The 16,611-nt window shown below is 66.0% G+C and carries 14 protein-coding genes; 8 read left to right on the top strand and 6 right to left on the bottom strand.

Going from position 1 to position 16,611, the window contains the following annotated elements; all coding sequences use genetic code 11:
* Positions 1–40: 40 nt before the first annotated feature.
* Positions 41–2,872: an aconitate hydratase gene (locus tag TL10_RS22585; RefSeq protein ID WP_043987429.1), complete on the top strand. Its 2,832-nt coding sequence runs from the start codon at positions 41–43 to the stop codon at positions 2,870–2,872.
* 63 nt (positions 2,873–2,935) lie between these two features.
* Positions 2,936–3,502: a TetR/AcrR family transcriptional regulator gene (locus TL10_RS22580; protein ID WP_043396396.1), complete on the top strand. Its 567-nt coding sequence runs from the start codon at positions 2,936–2,938 to the stop codon at positions 3,500–3,502.
* Between the two features lie 8 nt (positions 3,503–3,510).
* Here TL10_RS22580 and speB read toward each other — a convergent pair whose 3' ends face one another.
* Positions 3,511–4,521, bottom strand: a complete 1,011-nt coding sequence (gene speB / locus TL10_RS22575) for an agmatinase (RefSeq protein ID WP_043987427.1) — start codon at positions 4,519–4,521, stop codon at positions 3,511–3,513.
* Between the two features lie 88 nt (positions 4,522–4,609).
* On the opposite strand from speB, the gene TL10_RS22570 reads away from it, so the two are divergent.
* Positions 4,610–5,209: a helix-turn-helix domain-containing protein gene (locus TL10_RS22570; protein WP_043987425.1), complete on the top strand. Its 600-nt coding sequence runs from the start codon at positions 4,610–4,612 to the stop codon at positions 5,207–5,209.
* An 8-nt stretch (positions 5,210–5,217) separates the two neighbouring features.
* Here the strand turns inward: TL10_RS22570 and TL10_RS22565 are convergent, their stop codons facing one another.
* Positions 5,218–6,621 carry a purine-cytosine permease family protein gene (locus TL10_RS22565; protein ID WP_043987424.1) on the bottom strand — a complete coding sequence of 468 codons (1,404 nt, stop codon included), beginning with the start codon at positions 6,619–6,621 and terminating at the stop codon, positions 5,218–5,220.
* Between the two features lie 217 nt (positions 6,622–6,838).
* On the opposite strand from TL10_RS22565, the gene TL10_RS22560 reads away from it, so the two are divergent.
* From TL10_RS22560 to TL10_RS22550, 3 genes are read left to right on the top strand one after another with little or no spacing between them, the layout of a single operon-like run.
* On the top strand, positions 6,839–8,236 hold the full coding sequence (locus tag TL10_RS22560; protein WP_234711519.1) for an amino acid permease: 1,398 nt from the start codon (positions 6,839–6,841) through the stop codon (positions 8,234–8,236).
* On the top strand, positions 8,237–9,031 hold the full coding sequence (locus tag TL10_RS22555) for a carbon-nitrogen hydrolase family protein (protein ID WP_043987422.1): 795 nt from the start codon (positions 8,237–8,239) through the stop codon (positions 9,029–9,031).
* A complete protein-coding gene (locus TL10_RS22550) occupies positions 9,028–10,740 on the top strand; it encodes a flavin monoamine oxidase family protein (RefSeq protein ID WP_043987421.1) in 1,713 nt (570 codons plus the stop codon). Before TL10_RS22555 ends, TL10_RS22550 begins: the two co-directional genes overlap by 4 nt.
* Before the next feature lie 111 nt (positions 10,741–10,851).
* Here TL10_RS22550 and TL10_RS22545 read toward each other — a convergent pair whose 3' ends face one another.
* From TL10_RS22545 to trxA, 4 genes are all read right to left on the bottom strand, one after another.
* Complete coding sequence (locus tag TL10_RS22545; RefSeq protein ID WP_043396403.1) at positions 10,852–11,043, bottom strand: helix-turn-helix domain-containing protein; 192 nt, start codon at positions 11,041–11,043, stop codon at positions 10,852–10,854.
* 97 nt (positions 11,044–11,140) lie between these two features.
* Positions 11,141–12,766: an ABC-F family ATP-binding cassette domain-containing protein gene (locus TL10_RS22540; protein WP_043987420.1), complete on the bottom strand. Its 1,626-nt coding sequence runs from the start codon at positions 12,764–12,766 to the stop codon at positions 11,141–11,143.
* A 62-nt stretch (positions 12,767–12,828) separates the two neighbouring features.
* Positions 12,829–13,659: an enoyl-CoA hydratase gene (locus TL10_RS22535; RefSeq protein WP_043396410.1), complete on the bottom strand. Its 831-nt coding sequence runs from the start codon at positions 13,657–13,659 to the stop codon at positions 12,829–12,831.
* Between the two features lie 44 nt (positions 13,660–13,703).
* Positions 13,704–14,069 carry a thioredoxin gene (trxA, locus tag TL10_RS22530; RefSeq protein WP_043396413.1) on the bottom strand — a complete coding sequence of 122 codons (366 nt, stop codon included), beginning with the start codon at positions 14,067–14,069 and terminating at the stop codon, positions 13,704–13,706.
* A gap of 211 nt (positions 14,070–14,280) precedes the next feature.
* Here trxA and TL10_RS29770 point away from each other — a divergent pair, with 211 nt between their 5' ends.
* Together TL10_RS29770 and TL10_RS29765 are read left to right on the top strand one after the other, a co-directional pair.
* Entirely contained in the window at positions 14,281–15,762 is a 1,482-nt protein-coding gene (locus TL10_RS29770) for a serine/threonine-protein kinase (RefSeq protein ID WP_052506509.1), read from the top strand.
* A gap of 134 nt (positions 15,763–15,896) precedes the next feature.
* On the top strand, positions 15,897–16,586 hold the full coding sequence (locus TL10_RS29765; RefSeq protein ID WP_157850386.1) for a M14 family zinc carboxypeptidase: 690 nt from the start codon (positions 15,897–15,899) through the stop codon (positions 16,584–16,586).
* Positions 16,587–16,611 lie beyond the last annotated feature (25 nt).

Below are 16,611 nucleotides of genomic sequence, written 5' to 3'. Positions count from 1 at the left end.
TGACACAGCCCGTCGCGGCGAGATCTAGCCGGGAGTTGATGTGAGCAGCAATTCATTTGGAGCCCGTGACACGCTCGTTGTCGGGGAAAACAGCTACGAGATTTTCCGCCTCGACGCGGTGCCGGGGACCGAGAAGCTTCCCTACAGCCTCAAGGTGCTTGCGGAGAACCTGCTGCGCACCGAAGACGGCGCGAACATCACCAAGGATCACATCCTGGCCCTGGCCAACTGGGATCCCTCGGCTGAGCCGAACACCGAAATCCAGTTCACCCCCGCCCGCGTGATCATGCAGGACTTCACCGGCGTGCCCTGCATCGTGGACCTGGCCACCATGCGCGAGGCCGTCACCACCCTGGGCGGCGACCCCAACAAGGTCAACCCGCTCTCTCCCGCCGACATGGTCATCGACCACTCGGTGATCCTCGACGTCTTCGGCCGCGCCGACGCCCTCGAGCGCAACGTCGACTTGGAGTACGAGCGCAACGGCGAGCGCTACCAGTTCCTGCGCTGGGGCCAGGGCGCGTTCGACGATTTCAAGGTCGTCCCCCCGGGCATGGGCATCGTGCACCAGGTCAACATCGAGTACCTGGCGCCCGTCGTGATGGTCCGTAACGGCCAGGCCTACCCCGACACCTGTGTGGGTACCGACAGCCACACCACCATGGAGAATGGCCTGGGCGTGCTGGGCTGGGGCGTCGGCGGCATCGAGGCCGAGGCCGCCATGCTGGGCCAGCCCGTCTCGATGCTGATCCCGCGCGTCGTCGGCTTCAAGCTGACCGGCGAGATCCAGCCCGGCGTGACCGCCACCGACGTGGTGCTGACCGTCACCGACATGCTGCGCAAGCACGGCGTCGTCGGCAAGTTCGTCGAGTTCTACGGCAAGGGCGTCGCCGAGGTGCCGCTCGCGAACCGCGCGACGCTGGGCAACATGAGCCCCGAATTCGGTTCCACCGCTGCGATCTTCCCGATCGACGGGGAGACCATCAACTACCTGCGCCTCACCGGCCGCACCGACGAGCAGCTCGCGCTGGTCGAGGCCTACGCCAAGGCCCAGGGCATGTGGCACGACGCCGATCGTGAGCCGGCCTTCTCCGAGTACATCGAGCTGGACCTGTCCACGGTGGTCCCGTCGATCGCCGGCCCGAAGCGCCCGCAGGACCGAATCCTGTTGTCGGAGAGCAAGATCGCGTTCCGCAAGGACATCCACAACTACACCAACGACGGCACCCCTGCTGCGCCCACTCCGCACACGCACCTCGATGAGGCCGTCGAAGAGTCCTTCCCGGCCAGCGACTCGGCCGCCTTGTCGTTCGCCGACGACGGTGCCGTCGACGTCCAGTCCGCCGCCAACGGCGCCGAGGGCCGCCCGAGCAAGCCGATCACCGTGACCGGCGAGCGGGGCACGTTCGTGCTCGACCACGGCGCGGTCGCGGTCGCGGGCATCACGTCCTGCACTAACACCTCGAACCCGTCGGTGATGCTCGGCGCGGCACTGCTCGCGCGCAACGCCGTCGAGAAGGGCCTCACCACCAAGCCCTGGGTCAAGACCAACATGGCCCCCGGCTCTCAGGTCGTCACCGACTACTACGAGAAGGCCGGCCTGTGGCCGTACCTCGAGAAGCTCGGCTACTACCTGGGCGGCTACGGCTGCACGACGTGCATCGGCAACACCGGCCCGCTGCCCGACGAGATCAGCAAGGCCATCAACGACAACGACCTCACCGTCACCGCGGTGCTGTCCGGTAACCGCAACTTCGAGGGACGCATCTCCCCCGACGTCAAGATGAACTACCTGGCCTCGCCGCCGCTGGTCATCGCGTACGGGCTCGCCGGCACCATGGACTTCGACTTCGAGACGGATTCCCTGGGCAAGGACACCGAGGGCAACGACGTCTTCCTCAAGGACATCTGGCCGTCGGCGCAGGAGATCGACGACACCATCAAGTCGGCGATCAGCCAGGACATGTTCCGCAAGTCGTACTCGACGATCTTCGCCGGCGACGAGCGCTGGCAGAACCTGTCGACCCCCGAGGGCGACACGTTCGAGTGGGACGAGAACTCGACGTACGTGCGCAAGGCGCCGTACTTCGACGGCATGCAGATGGAGCCGGCACCCGTCACCGACATCTCGGGCGCCCGAGTGCTCGCCCTGCTGGGCGATTCGGTGACCACCGACCACATCAGCCCGGCCGGTCCGATCAAGCCGGGCACCCCGGCTGCGCAGTACCTGGATTCGCACGGCGTGGCCCGCAAGGACTACAACTCGCTGGGCAGCCGTCGCGGTAACCACGAGGTGATGATCCGCGGCACGTTCGCGAACATCCGCCTCCAGAACCGCGTGCTCGACGGTATCGGCCTCGAGGGCACGCAGGGCGGCTACACGCGCGACTTCACCCAGGAGGGCGGCCCGCAGTCGTTCATCTACGACGCGTCGCAGAACTACCAGGCGGCCGGCACTCCGCTGGTCGTGCTGGGCGGCAAGGAGTACGGCTCGGGTAGCTCGCGCGACTGGGCCGCCAAGGGCACCAGCCTGCTGGGCGTCAAGGCGGTCATCGTCGAATCGTTCGAGCGCATCCACCGCTCGAACCTGATCGGCATGGGCGTCGTCCCGCTGCAGTTCCCGGCGGGCGAGTCGTGGAAGTCCTTGGGCCTCGACGGCACCGAGACGTTCGACATCGCGGGCATCACCGAGCTGAACAACGGCAAGACCCCGAAGACCGTGCACGTCACGGCCACGAAGGAAAGCGGCGAAAAGGTCGAGTTCGACGCCGTGGTCCGCATCGACACGCCCGGTGAGGCCGACTACTACCGCAACGGCGGCATCCTGCAGTACGTGCTGCGGAACATGCTGCGGTCGGGTAGCGAGTCCTGATAGCTGGCTGACACGGTTGGGCGGCCTTTCGGGCCGCCCAACCGTTCACCAGTAGGAGCCCTCGTGCCCAAAGTTAGCGACGATCACCTCGCCGCCCGCCGAGCGCAAATCCTCGACGGGGCTCGACGCTGTTTCTCCGAGTTCGGGTACGAGGGTGCGACCGTGCGGCTGCTCGAAGAAGCCACCGCGATGTCGCGCGGCGCGATCTTCCATCATTTCCGCGACAAGGACGCGCTGTTCTTCGCGCTCGCCGAGGAAGACGGTGAGCGCATGGCGCAGACCGTCGAGAAGGACGGCCTCGTCCAGGTCATGCGCAACATGCTCGCCAAGCCGGACAACTACCAGTGGCTGGGCACCCGGCTGGAGATCGCCCGCCGGCTGCGCACCGACGCCGAGTTCCGCGCCGAATGGCAGCAGCGCTACGAGGAACTCAACCAGGCCACCATCGCTCGTCTGGAGCGCAAGAAGGCCGCCGGCACGCTCCGTGACGACGTGCCCACCGAAGTGCTGCACATCTATCTCGACCTGGTGCTCGACGGCCTCATCGCGCGGCTCGCCTCGGGTCAGACCGGCGAGGATCTGACCGCCGTCCTCGACATCGTCGAGGCGTCGGTGCGCCGCAAGCCCTAGCGGCTCTGTTAGCGGTTGGCGCTCATCACCGACAGCAGTTCATAGCCGACGTGTGCGGCCGCGATCCCCGTCAGCTCGGCATGGTCGTAGGCCGGCGACACCTCGACGATGTCGGCGCCGACGACGTTCAGGCCGGTGAGCGAGCGCAGCGAGTGCAGCAGCTCGCGCGAGGTCAATCCCCCGGCTTCCGGCGTCCCGGTCCCGGGCGCGTGCGCCGGGTCGAGCACATCGATGTCGACGGAGACGTAAACCGGGGCACCGTTTTTCCCGTCGCTTCGCTCGCCCTGGCCGGTCAGCCGCTTCACCATGCGCTCACGCACGCTGGCCAGACCGTCGACCTGGTAGTCGTCCGAGCGGATGACCTGGAAGCCCAGGATCGCGTCGTCCTCGAGGTCCTTCTTGCTGTACAGCGGACCGCGGATACCCATGTGCAGCGAGCGCTCCATGTCGATGAGGCCCTCTTCGCTGGCCCGGCGGAACGGGGTGCCGTGCGTGTAGGCGGCACCGAAGTAGGTGTCCCAGGTGTCGAGGTGGGCGTCGAAATGCAGCACGGCGATGGGGCCGTGGTCGCGGTGCAGCGAGCGCAGGATCGGCAGCGCGATCGTGTGGTCGCCGCCCAGCGTCAGCACGGCGCTGCCGTCCTTGCGCAGCGCGGTCACCTCGGCGTCGATGGTCTCGATCGCCTCGTTGATGTTGAACGGGTCGACGCCGATGTCTCCGGCGTCGGCGACCTGCTGGTTGGCGAACGGTGACACGTCGAGCGCCTGGTTGTAGGGCCGCAGCAGCTTGGACGCCGCCCGGATGTGGCCGGGGCCGAAGCGCGCGCCCGGGCGGTAGGAAACGCCGGAGTCGAACGGGACGCCGAGGATCGTGACGTCGGGTGACGACACCTGGTCCAGGCGCGGCACCCGCGCGAAGGTGGCCGGTTCGGCGTAGCGCGGGAAACGGCTGGCATCGACCTGGCCGATGATCTCGCGGCCGTCGGGCGCGGTGGTCGTGATGTACCGGTCGAAGCTCATCGGTTCTCCAAAGTCGTGGCGTGTGGCTTGGGTCTCATTGTTTCCGGCAGTAGAATTATTGTCAACCTTTGTTTCCTAGGAGGAAATCGTGGGCGGTTCGCCGGCAACGCAACTATCGATCGCCGCACGCTTGAAGGCTGCCCGCAGCGCCAAGCGGATGACCCTCGATGAACTCGCCGCCGCCAGTGGCGTCACCAAGGGCTATCTGTCGAAGGTCGAACGCGGCCAGTCCAACGCGTCCGTCGCCGCGCTCATCCGCATCTGCGAGGCACTCGAATTGCAGGTCGGTTCCCTGTTCGACGAAACGCCCGTCGGCGAGGTGGTCCGCGCCGGGGAGTACCCGCCCATCGAGTTCGGCGGAACAAAGATGAACGAGTTCCAACTGACGCCGAGCAATGAGCGCCGCTTCCAGGTCCTGATGAGCGATATCGAGCCCGGCGGCGGCAGCGGGACCGACACCTACTCCCTGCCCGCCGAGGTCGAGTTCGCCATGGTCATCGAGGGCCGGCTCCACATCGATTTCATCGAGGGCAACGGCAGCCGCATCACCCTCAACCAGGGCGACGCACTGACCTTCGATGCGGATCGTCCCCACGCTTTCCACGCCGATGCGCAGTCCGGGGCGAAGGTGCTGTGGGTGCTGACCCCGGCCCTGGCGCATCGCCGCCTCGCCGAGGCAGCTGAGTAGCCCCGCCGCTAGGCGGCACTCAACTCTTCGCGGCTGCGCTCGGCCGCCGCGTGCTCGCCACCGAGATCGACACCGCGGGTCAGGACGTAGTACGCCAGGCCGGACACCGCCAGCCCGACGATGAACGAGATATCCACTCCCCCAAGCAGTTTGGCGATCGGCCCTTCGTAGAAGTGCAATGCCACGAACGGCACCATCGACACCATGCCGAGGACGTACGCCGCCAGTCCCCGCCAGGACCACCGGCCGTAGATCCCGTCCGGCCGGAAGATGTCGACGATCGAATAGTGCCCGCGCCGAACGAAATAGAAGTCGACCAGGTTCACGGCGGTCCACGGGATCAGGAAGTACAGCATCAGCAGCACGAAGGTGTTGAACGACTCGAGGTAGCCCTCGGGCAGCGACAGCGCGACGACGAACGCGATGAACGACGTGACCGCGATGCCGATCACCCGCAGCCGAATGGTGGGCGTGATCGGCCGGAAGGCGTCGAGGGCGCTCATGCTGGTCAGGCTGGCGCCGTAGGCGTTGACCGACATGATGGTCACCAACGCCACCGACGACACCACGACGGTGAAAGTGCCGAAACCGGGCAACAATTGGTTGCCGACGGTCCGGATCGACGCGATGGCATCCGGTGTCGGCAGCGCGGACGCCAGGATGGCGCCGAACGACATCAGCCACACCGACGAGCCGGCGGCCCCCAGATAGGTCCACCAGATGACGTGCTTGGCCGAGGTGTTCTCGGGCAGGTACCGCGAATAGTCGGACACGTAGACCGCGTACGAAATCTGATAGCCGGCCGCCGCGGCGAACTGCATCAGGAACACCGTCAGCGAGAACTTGCCGCCGTCGGGGATGGCGGCGTTCAGGTGCAATGTCGACAACGCGTACACGGTCAGTACACCGAACACGACGATCAGCAGGTACGTCAGCCAGCGCTGCACGACCATCATCAGGTCGAAGCCCACGACGGCGATGACGATCGCGGCCACCATCAGCCCGAGGTACCAGACCCAGTTCGGGCCGGGGAAGACCGTCTTGAAGCCCGATGTCGCGAGGATCGTGTTGAAGACGTTGAAGCCGATGTAGACGAAGATGACGGCGATGAAGGGAACGAGAGCGCCGCGCGAACCGAACTGGGCGCGCGACTGAATCATCTGCGGCAGGCCCATCGTCGGGCCCTGGTTGGCGTGGAAGCACATGAAGAGCGTCCCGAAGCAGGCGCCAGCGACCGCGGCCAGTACCGACCACCCCGCGGACAAGCCGTTGGCCGGCCCGAGGAAGCCCGTGACCATCGTGGTCAACACGAAGTTCCCGGTAAACCAGAACGGCGCCTGGTGATGCACCTTGCCCTTGCGTTCCCGGGTCGGAATCCAGTCGATAGACCGGGTCTCGATTGCACCTGCCATGGCATCCCCTTTGATGTGGCTCAGATCACTGCCCCATAGGGTAGGCAGCAGGGACCCCAAAGGCAACAATTGTTTCCTAAGTCACTCCGGCTGTTGACAGATGGGAGTGACGTACCGCACTCTGTTACGCGAGTCACAAATCTCGTGGCGCGCCCTCCTCTCCACGGAGCTCCCCTTGGCCATCACCGAGGCCCCCAGGCCGGGCATTCTGCGCGCGATGAGCGCGCAAAAGTCGGTTGACGACATCGTCGCTGCGAACGACGCCACCGACGGCCCCCACCTCAAAAGGTCGATGGGATTCATCCATCTGACCGCCCTGTCCATCGGCGCCACCCTCGGCACCGGAATCTTCGTCATTCTCGGCGCGGCGGTACCAAAAGCCGGCCCCGCCGTCCTGCTCTCATTCATCCTCGCCGCCGTCACCGCGCTGTTCTCGGCGCTGTCCTACGCCGAGCTCGCGGGCACCATCCCCGTCTCCGGCAGCTCCTACTCCTACGCCTACGCCACCATGGGCGAGTTCTGGGCCTGGGTGTGCGGCTGGTGTCTGATGCTCGAGTACGGCGTGTCCGTCGCGGCGGTCGCCGTCGGCTGGGGCGGCTACATCAACACCCTGCTGCACCAGTTGTTCGGCGTCGAACTCCCCGCAGCCATCACCGCCGCACCCGGCGAAGGTGGCGTCATCAACCTGCCCGCCGTCGCGATCGTGGTGCTCGCGTCGATCCTGCTGCTGCGGGGCGCATCCGAGTCCGCGGTCGTCAACACCGCGATGGTCATCCTCAAGTGCGTCGTGCTGGTCTTCTTCTGTGCCGTCGCCTTCACCGCGTTCAAGGCCGGCAACCTGACCCCGTTCATGCCACTCGGCTTCCTCGGCGTCTCCGCCGCGGCGTCCCAGGTCTTCTTCTCCTACATCGGCTTCGATGCGGCGTCCACCGCCGGCAACGAGGCCAAGAACCCCAAGCGGGACCTGCCGCGCGCGATCATGGCCTCGCTGTTGATCGTCACCGTGCTGTACCTGGCGGTGGCACTGGCGGCGCTCGGCGCCATGAGCTGGACCAAGTTCAGCGCCGACGAAGGCGCCACCCTCGCCGTCGCGCTCAGCGGCATCACCACCAGCAACGTGCCGGCCATCATCCTGTCGGTCGGTGCCGTCATAGCCATCGCCAGCGTCGTCCTCGCCGTCCAGTACGGACAGACCCGCATCCTCTACACCATGGCCGTCGACGGACTGGTTCCCGCGCTGTTCGCCAAGGTCAACCCGAGAACCTTCGTGCCGACGTGGAACATCGTCATCTGCGGCGTCGTGGTGTCACTGCTGGCCGGCTTCATCTCGCTGGGCGAGCTGGCCAACGCCACCTCGATCGGCTGCCTGTTCGCCTTCGCCCTGGTCAACATCGCCGTCATCATCCTGCGCCGCACGCGCCCCGATCTCGATCGCACGTTCCGGCTGCGGCTGTTCCCCGTCGCACCGATCCTGGGCTTCCTGTTCTGCTGCTACCTGATGTGGGCGCTGCCTGTCGCGACCTGGATCGCGTTCGGCATCTGGGGTGCCCTCGGCCTCGTGGTCTACTTCGGTTACAGCATCAGGAAATCCAAGCTGCGAGTGGACGCTGCGTAGATGATCACCGTCGGCATGTTCCAAGGTCCGCAGGAATCCGGGACCGTCGCCGAGAACCTGGCCGCCATCGCGTCGGCGGCCAGGCAGGCCGCCGACGCCGGCTGCCGGATCGTCGTCACCCCGGAGATGTCGGCCACCGGATACAACATCGGAACCGACATCGCCCGGCGCGCCGAACCCGCCGACGGCCCGATCTTCCGGGCCGTTCAGCAGATTGCGCGCGACACCGGAATCGCCGTCGTCTACGGGTATCCGGAGTCGGCGCCCGGTCAGCCGTACAACAGCGTGCAGGTCGTCGACCGCGACGGCGAATCCCTGGCCAACTACCGGAAGACCCATCTCTACGGTTTCGACCGGGACTACTTCACCCCCGGTTCACAGTGGATCACGCAGTTCGACCTCGACGGCGTCACCTGCGGCCTCTTGGTCTGCTACGACATCGAGTTCCCGGAGAACGCGCGGGCACACGCCGACGCGGGTACCGAATGGCTGGTCGTCCCAACGGGACTCATGGAGCCATGGAGTTTCGTCGCGACGCACATCGTGCCCGCCCGCGCCTACGAAAGTCAGCTGTTCCTCTCGTACGTCAACCGTGCCGGAGTCGAGAACGACCTCGAATACTGCGGACTGAGCTGCACCATCGCGCCCGACACGACCGAACTGAGTCGCGCTGGTAAAGCCGAGCAATTGCTCATCACCCAGATTGATCCCACCGCGGTAGCCGTGTCCCGCGCAGTCAACACCCATCTCAGCGATCGCCGCCGAGACCTCTACCAGGAGAACCAGATCCGATGACTGTCCCCCAGCCCATCAACGAAACATCGTTGTCGGACCAGCCGGCAGCCAAGCCCATAACGATGTTCGGACCGGACTTCCCCTTCCCCTACGACGACTACGTGTCCTCCGCTGCAGGCCTCGGCGCCATCCCCGCCGACCGCCACGGCACCGAGGTCGCGATCGTCGGCGGCGGCTGCGCCGGCATCACCGCCGCCTACGAACTCATGAAGCTGGGCCTCAAACCCGTTGTCTACGAAGCGGATCAGATCGGCGGCCGCATGCGGTCCATCCCGTTCGAGCACGCCCCCGACGCGGTGGCCGAGATGGGCGCCATGCGGTTCCCGCCCACCTCCACCACGCTCTACGAGTACTTCGACAAGGTCGGCATCGAGACCGTCGAGTTCCCGAACCCGCTGTCGGTTGCGGCGCCCAGCACCGTCGTCGACCTCAAGGGCCAGACGTACTACGCCGAGAAGCTCGCCGACCTGCCGCAGGCCTTCACCGACGTCGCCGACGCCTGGCGCCAGACGCTCGAGGACGGCGCCGACCTGCACGCGATCCAGAACGCCATCCGCGAGCGTGACACCCAGGCGCTGAAGTCGGCGTGGGGCAAGCTCGTTCGCGAACTCGACGACGAGACGTTCTGGGGCTTCCTGACCAAGTCGCACCACTTCAAGTCGTTCGAGCTGCGCGAGATCTTCGGCAAGGTCGGCTTCGGCACGGGCGGCTGGGACACCGACTACCCGAGTTCGATGCTCGAAATCCTGCGGGTGGTGCTCACCGAGGCCGACGACAACCACCGCGGCGTGGTGGGCGGTTCGCAGCAGCTCCCGCTGCGCCTGTGGCAGCGCTCCCCCGAGCGCCTCGCCCACTGGCCGGCCGGCACCTCGCTCGAATCGCTGCACGGCGGCAAGACCCGAGGCGCCGTCACCGACATCCGGCGCACGCACCCCAACCGCTACACGATTACCGACGCCGACGGGGAAACCCGCACCTATGACGCCGTCATCGTCACCGCCCAATCATGGATGCTGCTCAACAACATTCGCTGCGACGACGACCTGTTCCCGTCGAATGTGTGGTCGGCCATCGAGCAGACCCACTACATGGGTTCATCGAAAGTGTTCGTGTTGGTGGACCGCCCGTTCTGGAAAGACAAGGACGCCCAGGGCCGCGACGTCATGTCGATGACGCTGACCGACCGGATGAGCCGTGGCACCTATCTGCTCGATCAGGGGCTCGACGCGAACGGCAACGAGAAGCCCGGCGTCATCTGCCTGTCGTACACCTGGGAGGACGACTCCCGGAAGATCGTGCCGCTGAACGCAACCGAGCGCATGGACCTCATGCTCAAGTCGCTGCAGGCGATCTACCCGAATGTCGACATCCGCAGCCACATCATCGAGACGCCGAAGACGGTGTCGTGGGAGATCGAGCGCAACTTCATGGGTGCGTTCAAGGCGAACCTGCCGGGCCACTACCGCTACCAGGAGACGCTGTACACCCACTTCATGCAGCATGGCCTCGACGAACGGCATCGCGGCATTTACCTGGCCGGTGACGACATCTCGTGGACGGCGGGGTGGGCGGAGGGCGCGATCACCACGGCGCTCAACGCGGTGTGGGCCGTGATGGATCAGTTCGGTGGATCGACCTCGCCGACGAACCCCGGTCCGGGCGACGTCTTCGAGATGATTGCCCCGGTGCGGCTGACGGACGAAATCTAGGGCGCGTTAACGGGTTACGAACCGCGGAGACCGTCTTGTGCGTACCCCCGCACGCGCAGGACGACTCCGCGAATGTCCGTTCGCGGCGAAAGCGGCTGGGCCGCGGGCTATTCAGGCAATCTTGCGGGTGTGGTTGGGGCCGCCGCGGCTGCGCATGACCGCGCCCGACTGCACCAGCATGCTGTGCACCGACCCATAGGATTTGCCAGATATGGCCACCAATGACCTGATACTGGCGCCGCTCTCGTAGGCGTTGCGCAGCTGGGTCATCATCTGGTCGCGAGATGCCTTGGATTGCCTCATCGCCGGTCCCCTGACTCTCCCCCGGCGGTATACCGGGCTGACGGGAATCAGCGTAAGAAACAGCAGTCGCTCGGCGCGGGCGATTCGGTGAATCGGGTCAGGCCAATTCGATGAGATCGCGGTAGGTGTCCGACCAGAAGTCCTCGGTGGCGTCGGGCAGCAGCAGCACTCGCTGCGGATTGAGCGCCTCGGCCGCGCCCGGGTCGTGCGTCACGAGCACCACCGAACCGGCGTAACTGCGCAGCGCATCGAGCACCTGCTCGCGCGATGCCGGGTCCAGGTTGTTGGTCGGCTCGTCGAGGAGCAACACGTTGGCGGTCGAGGCGACCAGGCCCGCCAAGGCCAGCCGGGTTTTCTCGCCACCGGACAGTGTGCCGGCGGGCTGATCCAGCTGCGGGCCGGTGAACATGAACGCGCCCAGCAGGCCACGCAGATCCTGCTCGCCCGTGTCCGGGGCGGCGTGCCGGATGTTGTCCCACACCGTCGCCGCGTTGTCGAGAGTGTCGTGCTCCTGCGCGAAGTAACCGATCTTCAGGCCGTAGCCAGGTTCGATACCGCCGGCGTCGGCGGTCTCCACGCCCGCCAGCAGACGCAACAGCGTCGTCTTACCGGCACCGTTGAGGCCGAGCACGACGACGCGCGAACCCCGGTCGATCGCGAGGTCCACGCCGGTGAAGATCTCCAGCGAGCCATAGGTCTTGGTCAGACCCTTGACGATGAGCGGCGTCTTGCCGCACGGTGCCGGCGTCGGGAACTTGATCTTGGCGACCTTGTCGGCCACGCGCTCGGCATCGAGCTCGGCGATCATGCGCTCGGCGCGGCGCAACATGTTCTGTGCCGCAACGGCTTTGGTGGCCTTGGCACCCATCTTGGCAGCCTGGGTCCGCAGCGCACTGGCCTTCTTCTCAGCGTTGGCGCGCTCGCGGCGGCGGCGCTGCTCGTCGGTGGCGCGGGCGTCCAGGTACTTCTGCCAGCCCATGTTGTAGACGTCGGCCTCGCCGCGTACGGCGTCCAGGAACCACACCCGGTTCACCACGTCGGCGAGCAGCTCGACATCGTGGCTGATCACCACGAGGCCGCCGGTGTGGCTCTGCAGGAACGTGCGCAGCCAGCCGATGGAGTCGGCATCGAGGTGGTTGGTCGGCTCGTCCAGCAGCAGCGTGGTGTTGGAGCCGGTGCCCTCGGATGCGCCGAACAGGATGCGGGCCAGTTCGATGCGGCGACGCTGACCGCCGGACAGGGTCCGCAGCGGCTGGGTCAGCACCCGGTCCGGCAGGCCCAGGCTGGCGCAGATCCGGCCGGCGTCACTCTCTGCGGCGTACCCGCCCAGGGCCGAAAACCGCTCCTCCAGAACGCCGTACCGGCGCACCGCCTTGTCGCGCGCGGCGTCGTCGACGACCTCGGCCATGATGGCCTGCACTTTCTCCAGGTCCGCGAGCAAGGTGTCCAGTCCGCGGGCCGAGAGCACCCGGTCACGGGCCAGGACGTCCAGATCGCCTTCCTTCGGATCCTGTGGCAGGTATCCGACTTCACCGATCCGCTCGACCGAGCCCGCGTAGGGCTGGCTTTCACCGGCCAGGATGCGCAGAGTGGTGGTCTTGCCGGCGCCGTTGCGGCCGACCAGACCGATCCGGTCGCCCGGCTGGATGCGCAGCGCGGAACCCTCGAAGGCCAGCAACGTGCGCGCTCCGGCGCGGACCTCCAGGTCCGTTGCGGTGATCACGCTGCTGCCTCCTTGGCTCGGGGTACTGCCTACTTGTCGACGGTGCTAGCCGATTCCTCGCGCTAGCGCTCGTCGGTGAAGACCGCGGGTCGTTTCTCGGCGCGCGCGGCAACCGCCTCTTCGAAGTTGGCGGTGAGCAGTCGGATGAAGAGCTGACCCAGGCCTTCGGCCTGCATATGGCTCTCCAGACTACCGGCGTCCAGTCCACTCCAGAGAGTCCGCTTGGTCAACTCGATTCCCGGGCGGGAGAACGAGCCGATGCGCTCGGCCATGTCGAAGCAGGTTTGCAGGAGCTGATCGTCGGCGACGGTCCGCGACACCAGACCGATGCGCTCGGCCTCTTGCGAGTCGATGTCCCGGCCGGTGAGCATCGCCTCGAATGCCCGCGACGTGCCGATGGCCCGCGGCAGCAGATAGGACAGGCCCAGTTCGCTGGCCGTGAGGCCGTTGTTGATGCCCGCGGCCCGGAAGTAGGCGCCCTCGGCGGCGACCCGGATGTCGCACGCCAGTGCCAGGCACAGCCCGCCGCCGATGGCCGCACCGTTTACCGCTGCGATCACGGGTTGGTGCAGCTTGCGCAGGGCAAGGATGACGTCGTCGAGCACCTCCATGGAGCGCAGCGCGAACGTCGGGCGGGTCAGCCCGGCCACGTGCGGCACCGACCCGGCCGACTTGTGGTCGGCACCCGACGAGAACCCGCGGCCGGCTCCGGTGAGGACGACCGCGCGCACGTCGTTGTCGTGGTTGATCTCGTCGAGCGCCGCCTTGAGCGGGACCATGACGTCGAAGGCCATGGAGTTCATCCGCTCGGGGCGGTTCAGGGTGACCAGTGCGACGCCTGGGCGCGGCCGGTCGACGAGTACCAGTGGGGTCTGTTCGCTCACGTCCTGCACGCTAGCGGGTGCGCAATGTCACACCCGCCGGCAGTGCAGATTGCTCAGATGTCGGTGGTCGCGCTGTCGTCGGCCATCGCGGCGTCGATGTCGAATTCCTTGATCTGGCTGATGACCTCGTCGAGCTGGTTCGCGGCGAGCATGCCCGAGTGACGGAAGACCAGCTGGCCCTTCTTGAACGCCATCAGGGTCGGGATGGCCTGGATCTCGGCCGCGCTGGCCAGACCCTGCTCGGCCTCGGTGTCGACCTTGGCGTGAAAGACGTCGGGGTGCTTCTCGGACGATGCGGTGAACGTCGGGGCGAACGCCCGGCACGGTCCGCACCATGACGCCCAGAAGTCCACCAGCACGATGTCGTTGTCGCTGATGATGCCGTTGAATTCGGCGGCGGTGATGTCTTTGGTGCTCACGCTTCTCCCAACATTGCGATGTACCTGCTTGTTCCCAGTATGTGGTCAGGCCAACCGGGCCAGCGCACTGGCCGCATCGTAGCCATTGAACCCGTCCAGGGTGCCCGTGCGCAGGCGGTTCACCCATCCGGGATCGGCGAGCAGCGCCCCAGACCATTGAAGTTGGCAAAACCAGGCCATTCCCTGTGAAACTGCCGGGTACCATCCCCGCATGTCGCTAGAGGTCCACGAGCAGTTTGCGGACTTCACAATCATCCGCCGCATCGGGGCCGGCGGGATGGGCGAGGTCTATTTGGCGCAGCATCCTCGATTGCCCCGACGGGACGCACTGAAACTGCTCGCGGGCGAAGCATCCGACGACGCCGAATTCCGCGAACGGTTTCTCCGTGAAGCCGACCTCGCCGCCACACTGTGGCATCCGCACATCGTCGGTGTACACGACCGCGGCGAGTTCCACGGCAAACTGTGGCTGTCGATGGACTACGTCGAAGGAGAAGACGCCAGCACGCTGTTGAAGCGCCAATATCCGAGTGGCATGCCGATCGATCTCGTCGCCGAAATCATCAATGCGGTTGGTGCGGCACTGGATTACGCGCATAGCAAAGGCTTGCTACACCGAGACATCAAACCCGCGAACATCCTGCTTACCGACGCCGACGACAACGGCGGGCGGCGCATTCTGCTGAGCGATTTCGGCATCGCTAGAACAATGGACGACCGAGCCGGACTCACTGCCACAAACATGACAGTGGGCACCGTGGATTACGTTGCACCCGAACAGCTTCTGGGTGAGGCGCTCGATGGCCGCGCCGATCAGTATGCATTGGCGGCCACCGCGTACCACCTGCTGACCGGCACAGTCCTGTTCCCGAATTCCAACGCTGCTGTGGTCATCAGCCACCACTTGCGTTCGTCGCCTCCACCACTACGGGCCATCCGGCCTGATCTCGCGGCGTTTGAGCCGGTGTTTGCCGCAGCACTGGCCAAAGACCCCAATGGACGCTTCGCGAAGTGCACAGATTTCGCGAGTGCATTCGCGGCCCAGCGCGGTACCGACGCGGCGGCACCGACCATGGCCGCCGTGCTCCCCGGATTGACGATGGTTAGAGAACCCGTCGCACATCACACGCTGCCTCCGCCATCAACAGCACAGGCTCCTCAGACTCTCGGCACGCATCGCACTGCATGGATCGTGGCCGCTGCCATCGCAATTGGTGTCGTCGCCCTCGTCGGAGGGCTCCTCATCGTGGCGAAGCAGAGCAACTACACATCCACAACCACCCAACAAACGACGGTGACCGTCGCAGCGCCTCTGCCGCAGTCGCCACCGAATCTCACCGCCGGCAGCGCGCCGCTGCCCCCGTCCACAGTCACCGTGACCCGCCCGTCGCCAGTGGTCGTCACACCAACGGTCAATGCCTCACTACAGCCGGTCGGCGTCGTCGTCGGCACCTGCGATGAGGGAGGTTCGTGCGGGGTGCAGCAGCGGATCGCTCCGCGTACCAGTGCAACTCGCATGTATCCAGATGATCTGAAAGACGGCATGACGGTCACGATCGCGTGCCAGACCACCGGAGATCTGCGAACGAGTTCAGGGCATGGATCCAGCACCACGTGGGTGCGATTGACGAACGGCGCCTACGTGAACTCGGTATACCTAGATATCAGGCCGGCGTGGGTGCCATTCTGCTGAACCCGTCAGTCGACCGAGGACACCGCCGATTGGTGCTGATCTTGCTGTGCACCATGGCGTTAGGCTCGACCAGTTGTCAGGCCCCGCCGCCGCAACCTGCGGGGGCCGAGCCCTCGATCGTGCGCTCGACTGCCGTGCCGTTGGCACCAGCCACAGCAGTCACCACAGTCACCACAGCTGAACCTACCTGGCAGCCGATAGCCACTTCGGTACAAGACCGAAGTATCCAGGCAACGACGGTCGGACATGGCCCGCACCGGGTCCTGTTCGTCGGGGGGATTCACGGCGACGAGCCGGAAGGATCGGTTACCGCCGCCCAACTGCCCGCCGCTTTCGTCGCCGCCGGACTGAGCGAAGCAGCCACACTCACCGTCATCGAGGACGTGAACCCCGACGGCCGCGCGGCGGGAACACGCGGCAACGCGAACGGTGTCGACGTGAACCGGAACTTTCCCGCACGCAACTTCGACTCCACCATCCCGGAATCCGGGGGCGAGCCATTGAGTCAGCCCGAATCCCGCGCGTTGGTGGACACGATCGACCGCGTGCACCCTGACCTCATTCTCGTCGCACACTCCTGGCGGGGCCGGCAGTTCATCAACTTCGATGGACCTGCTCGACAGATCGCCGAGCAGTTCTCGATGACCAGCGGCCTACCCGTCGAAGAGTCGTCGTCATTCGCCCCGACCCCCGGCTCCTTTGGGTCCTACGCCGGACGCGACCGAGGTATGGCAGTGCTCACCATCGAGGTGCTCAGAGGCACGGACCCGACCGTTGTATGGGCTTCGCTCGAAGAAGCACTGCTGCAGGCGATACGCGGTTGACCGACATTCCCGTCCGGAGGCCGCT

It is taken from the genome of Mycolicibacterium llatzerense (assembly GCF_000878195.1).
Classification (GTDB): Bacteria; Actinomycetota; Actinomycetes; order Mycobacteriales; family Mycobacteriaceae; genus Mycobacterium; species Mycobacterium llatzerense.
The sequence above is the reverse complement of the archived record's forward strand: the minus strand, read 5'-3'. Positions and strand labels throughout refer to the sequence as shown.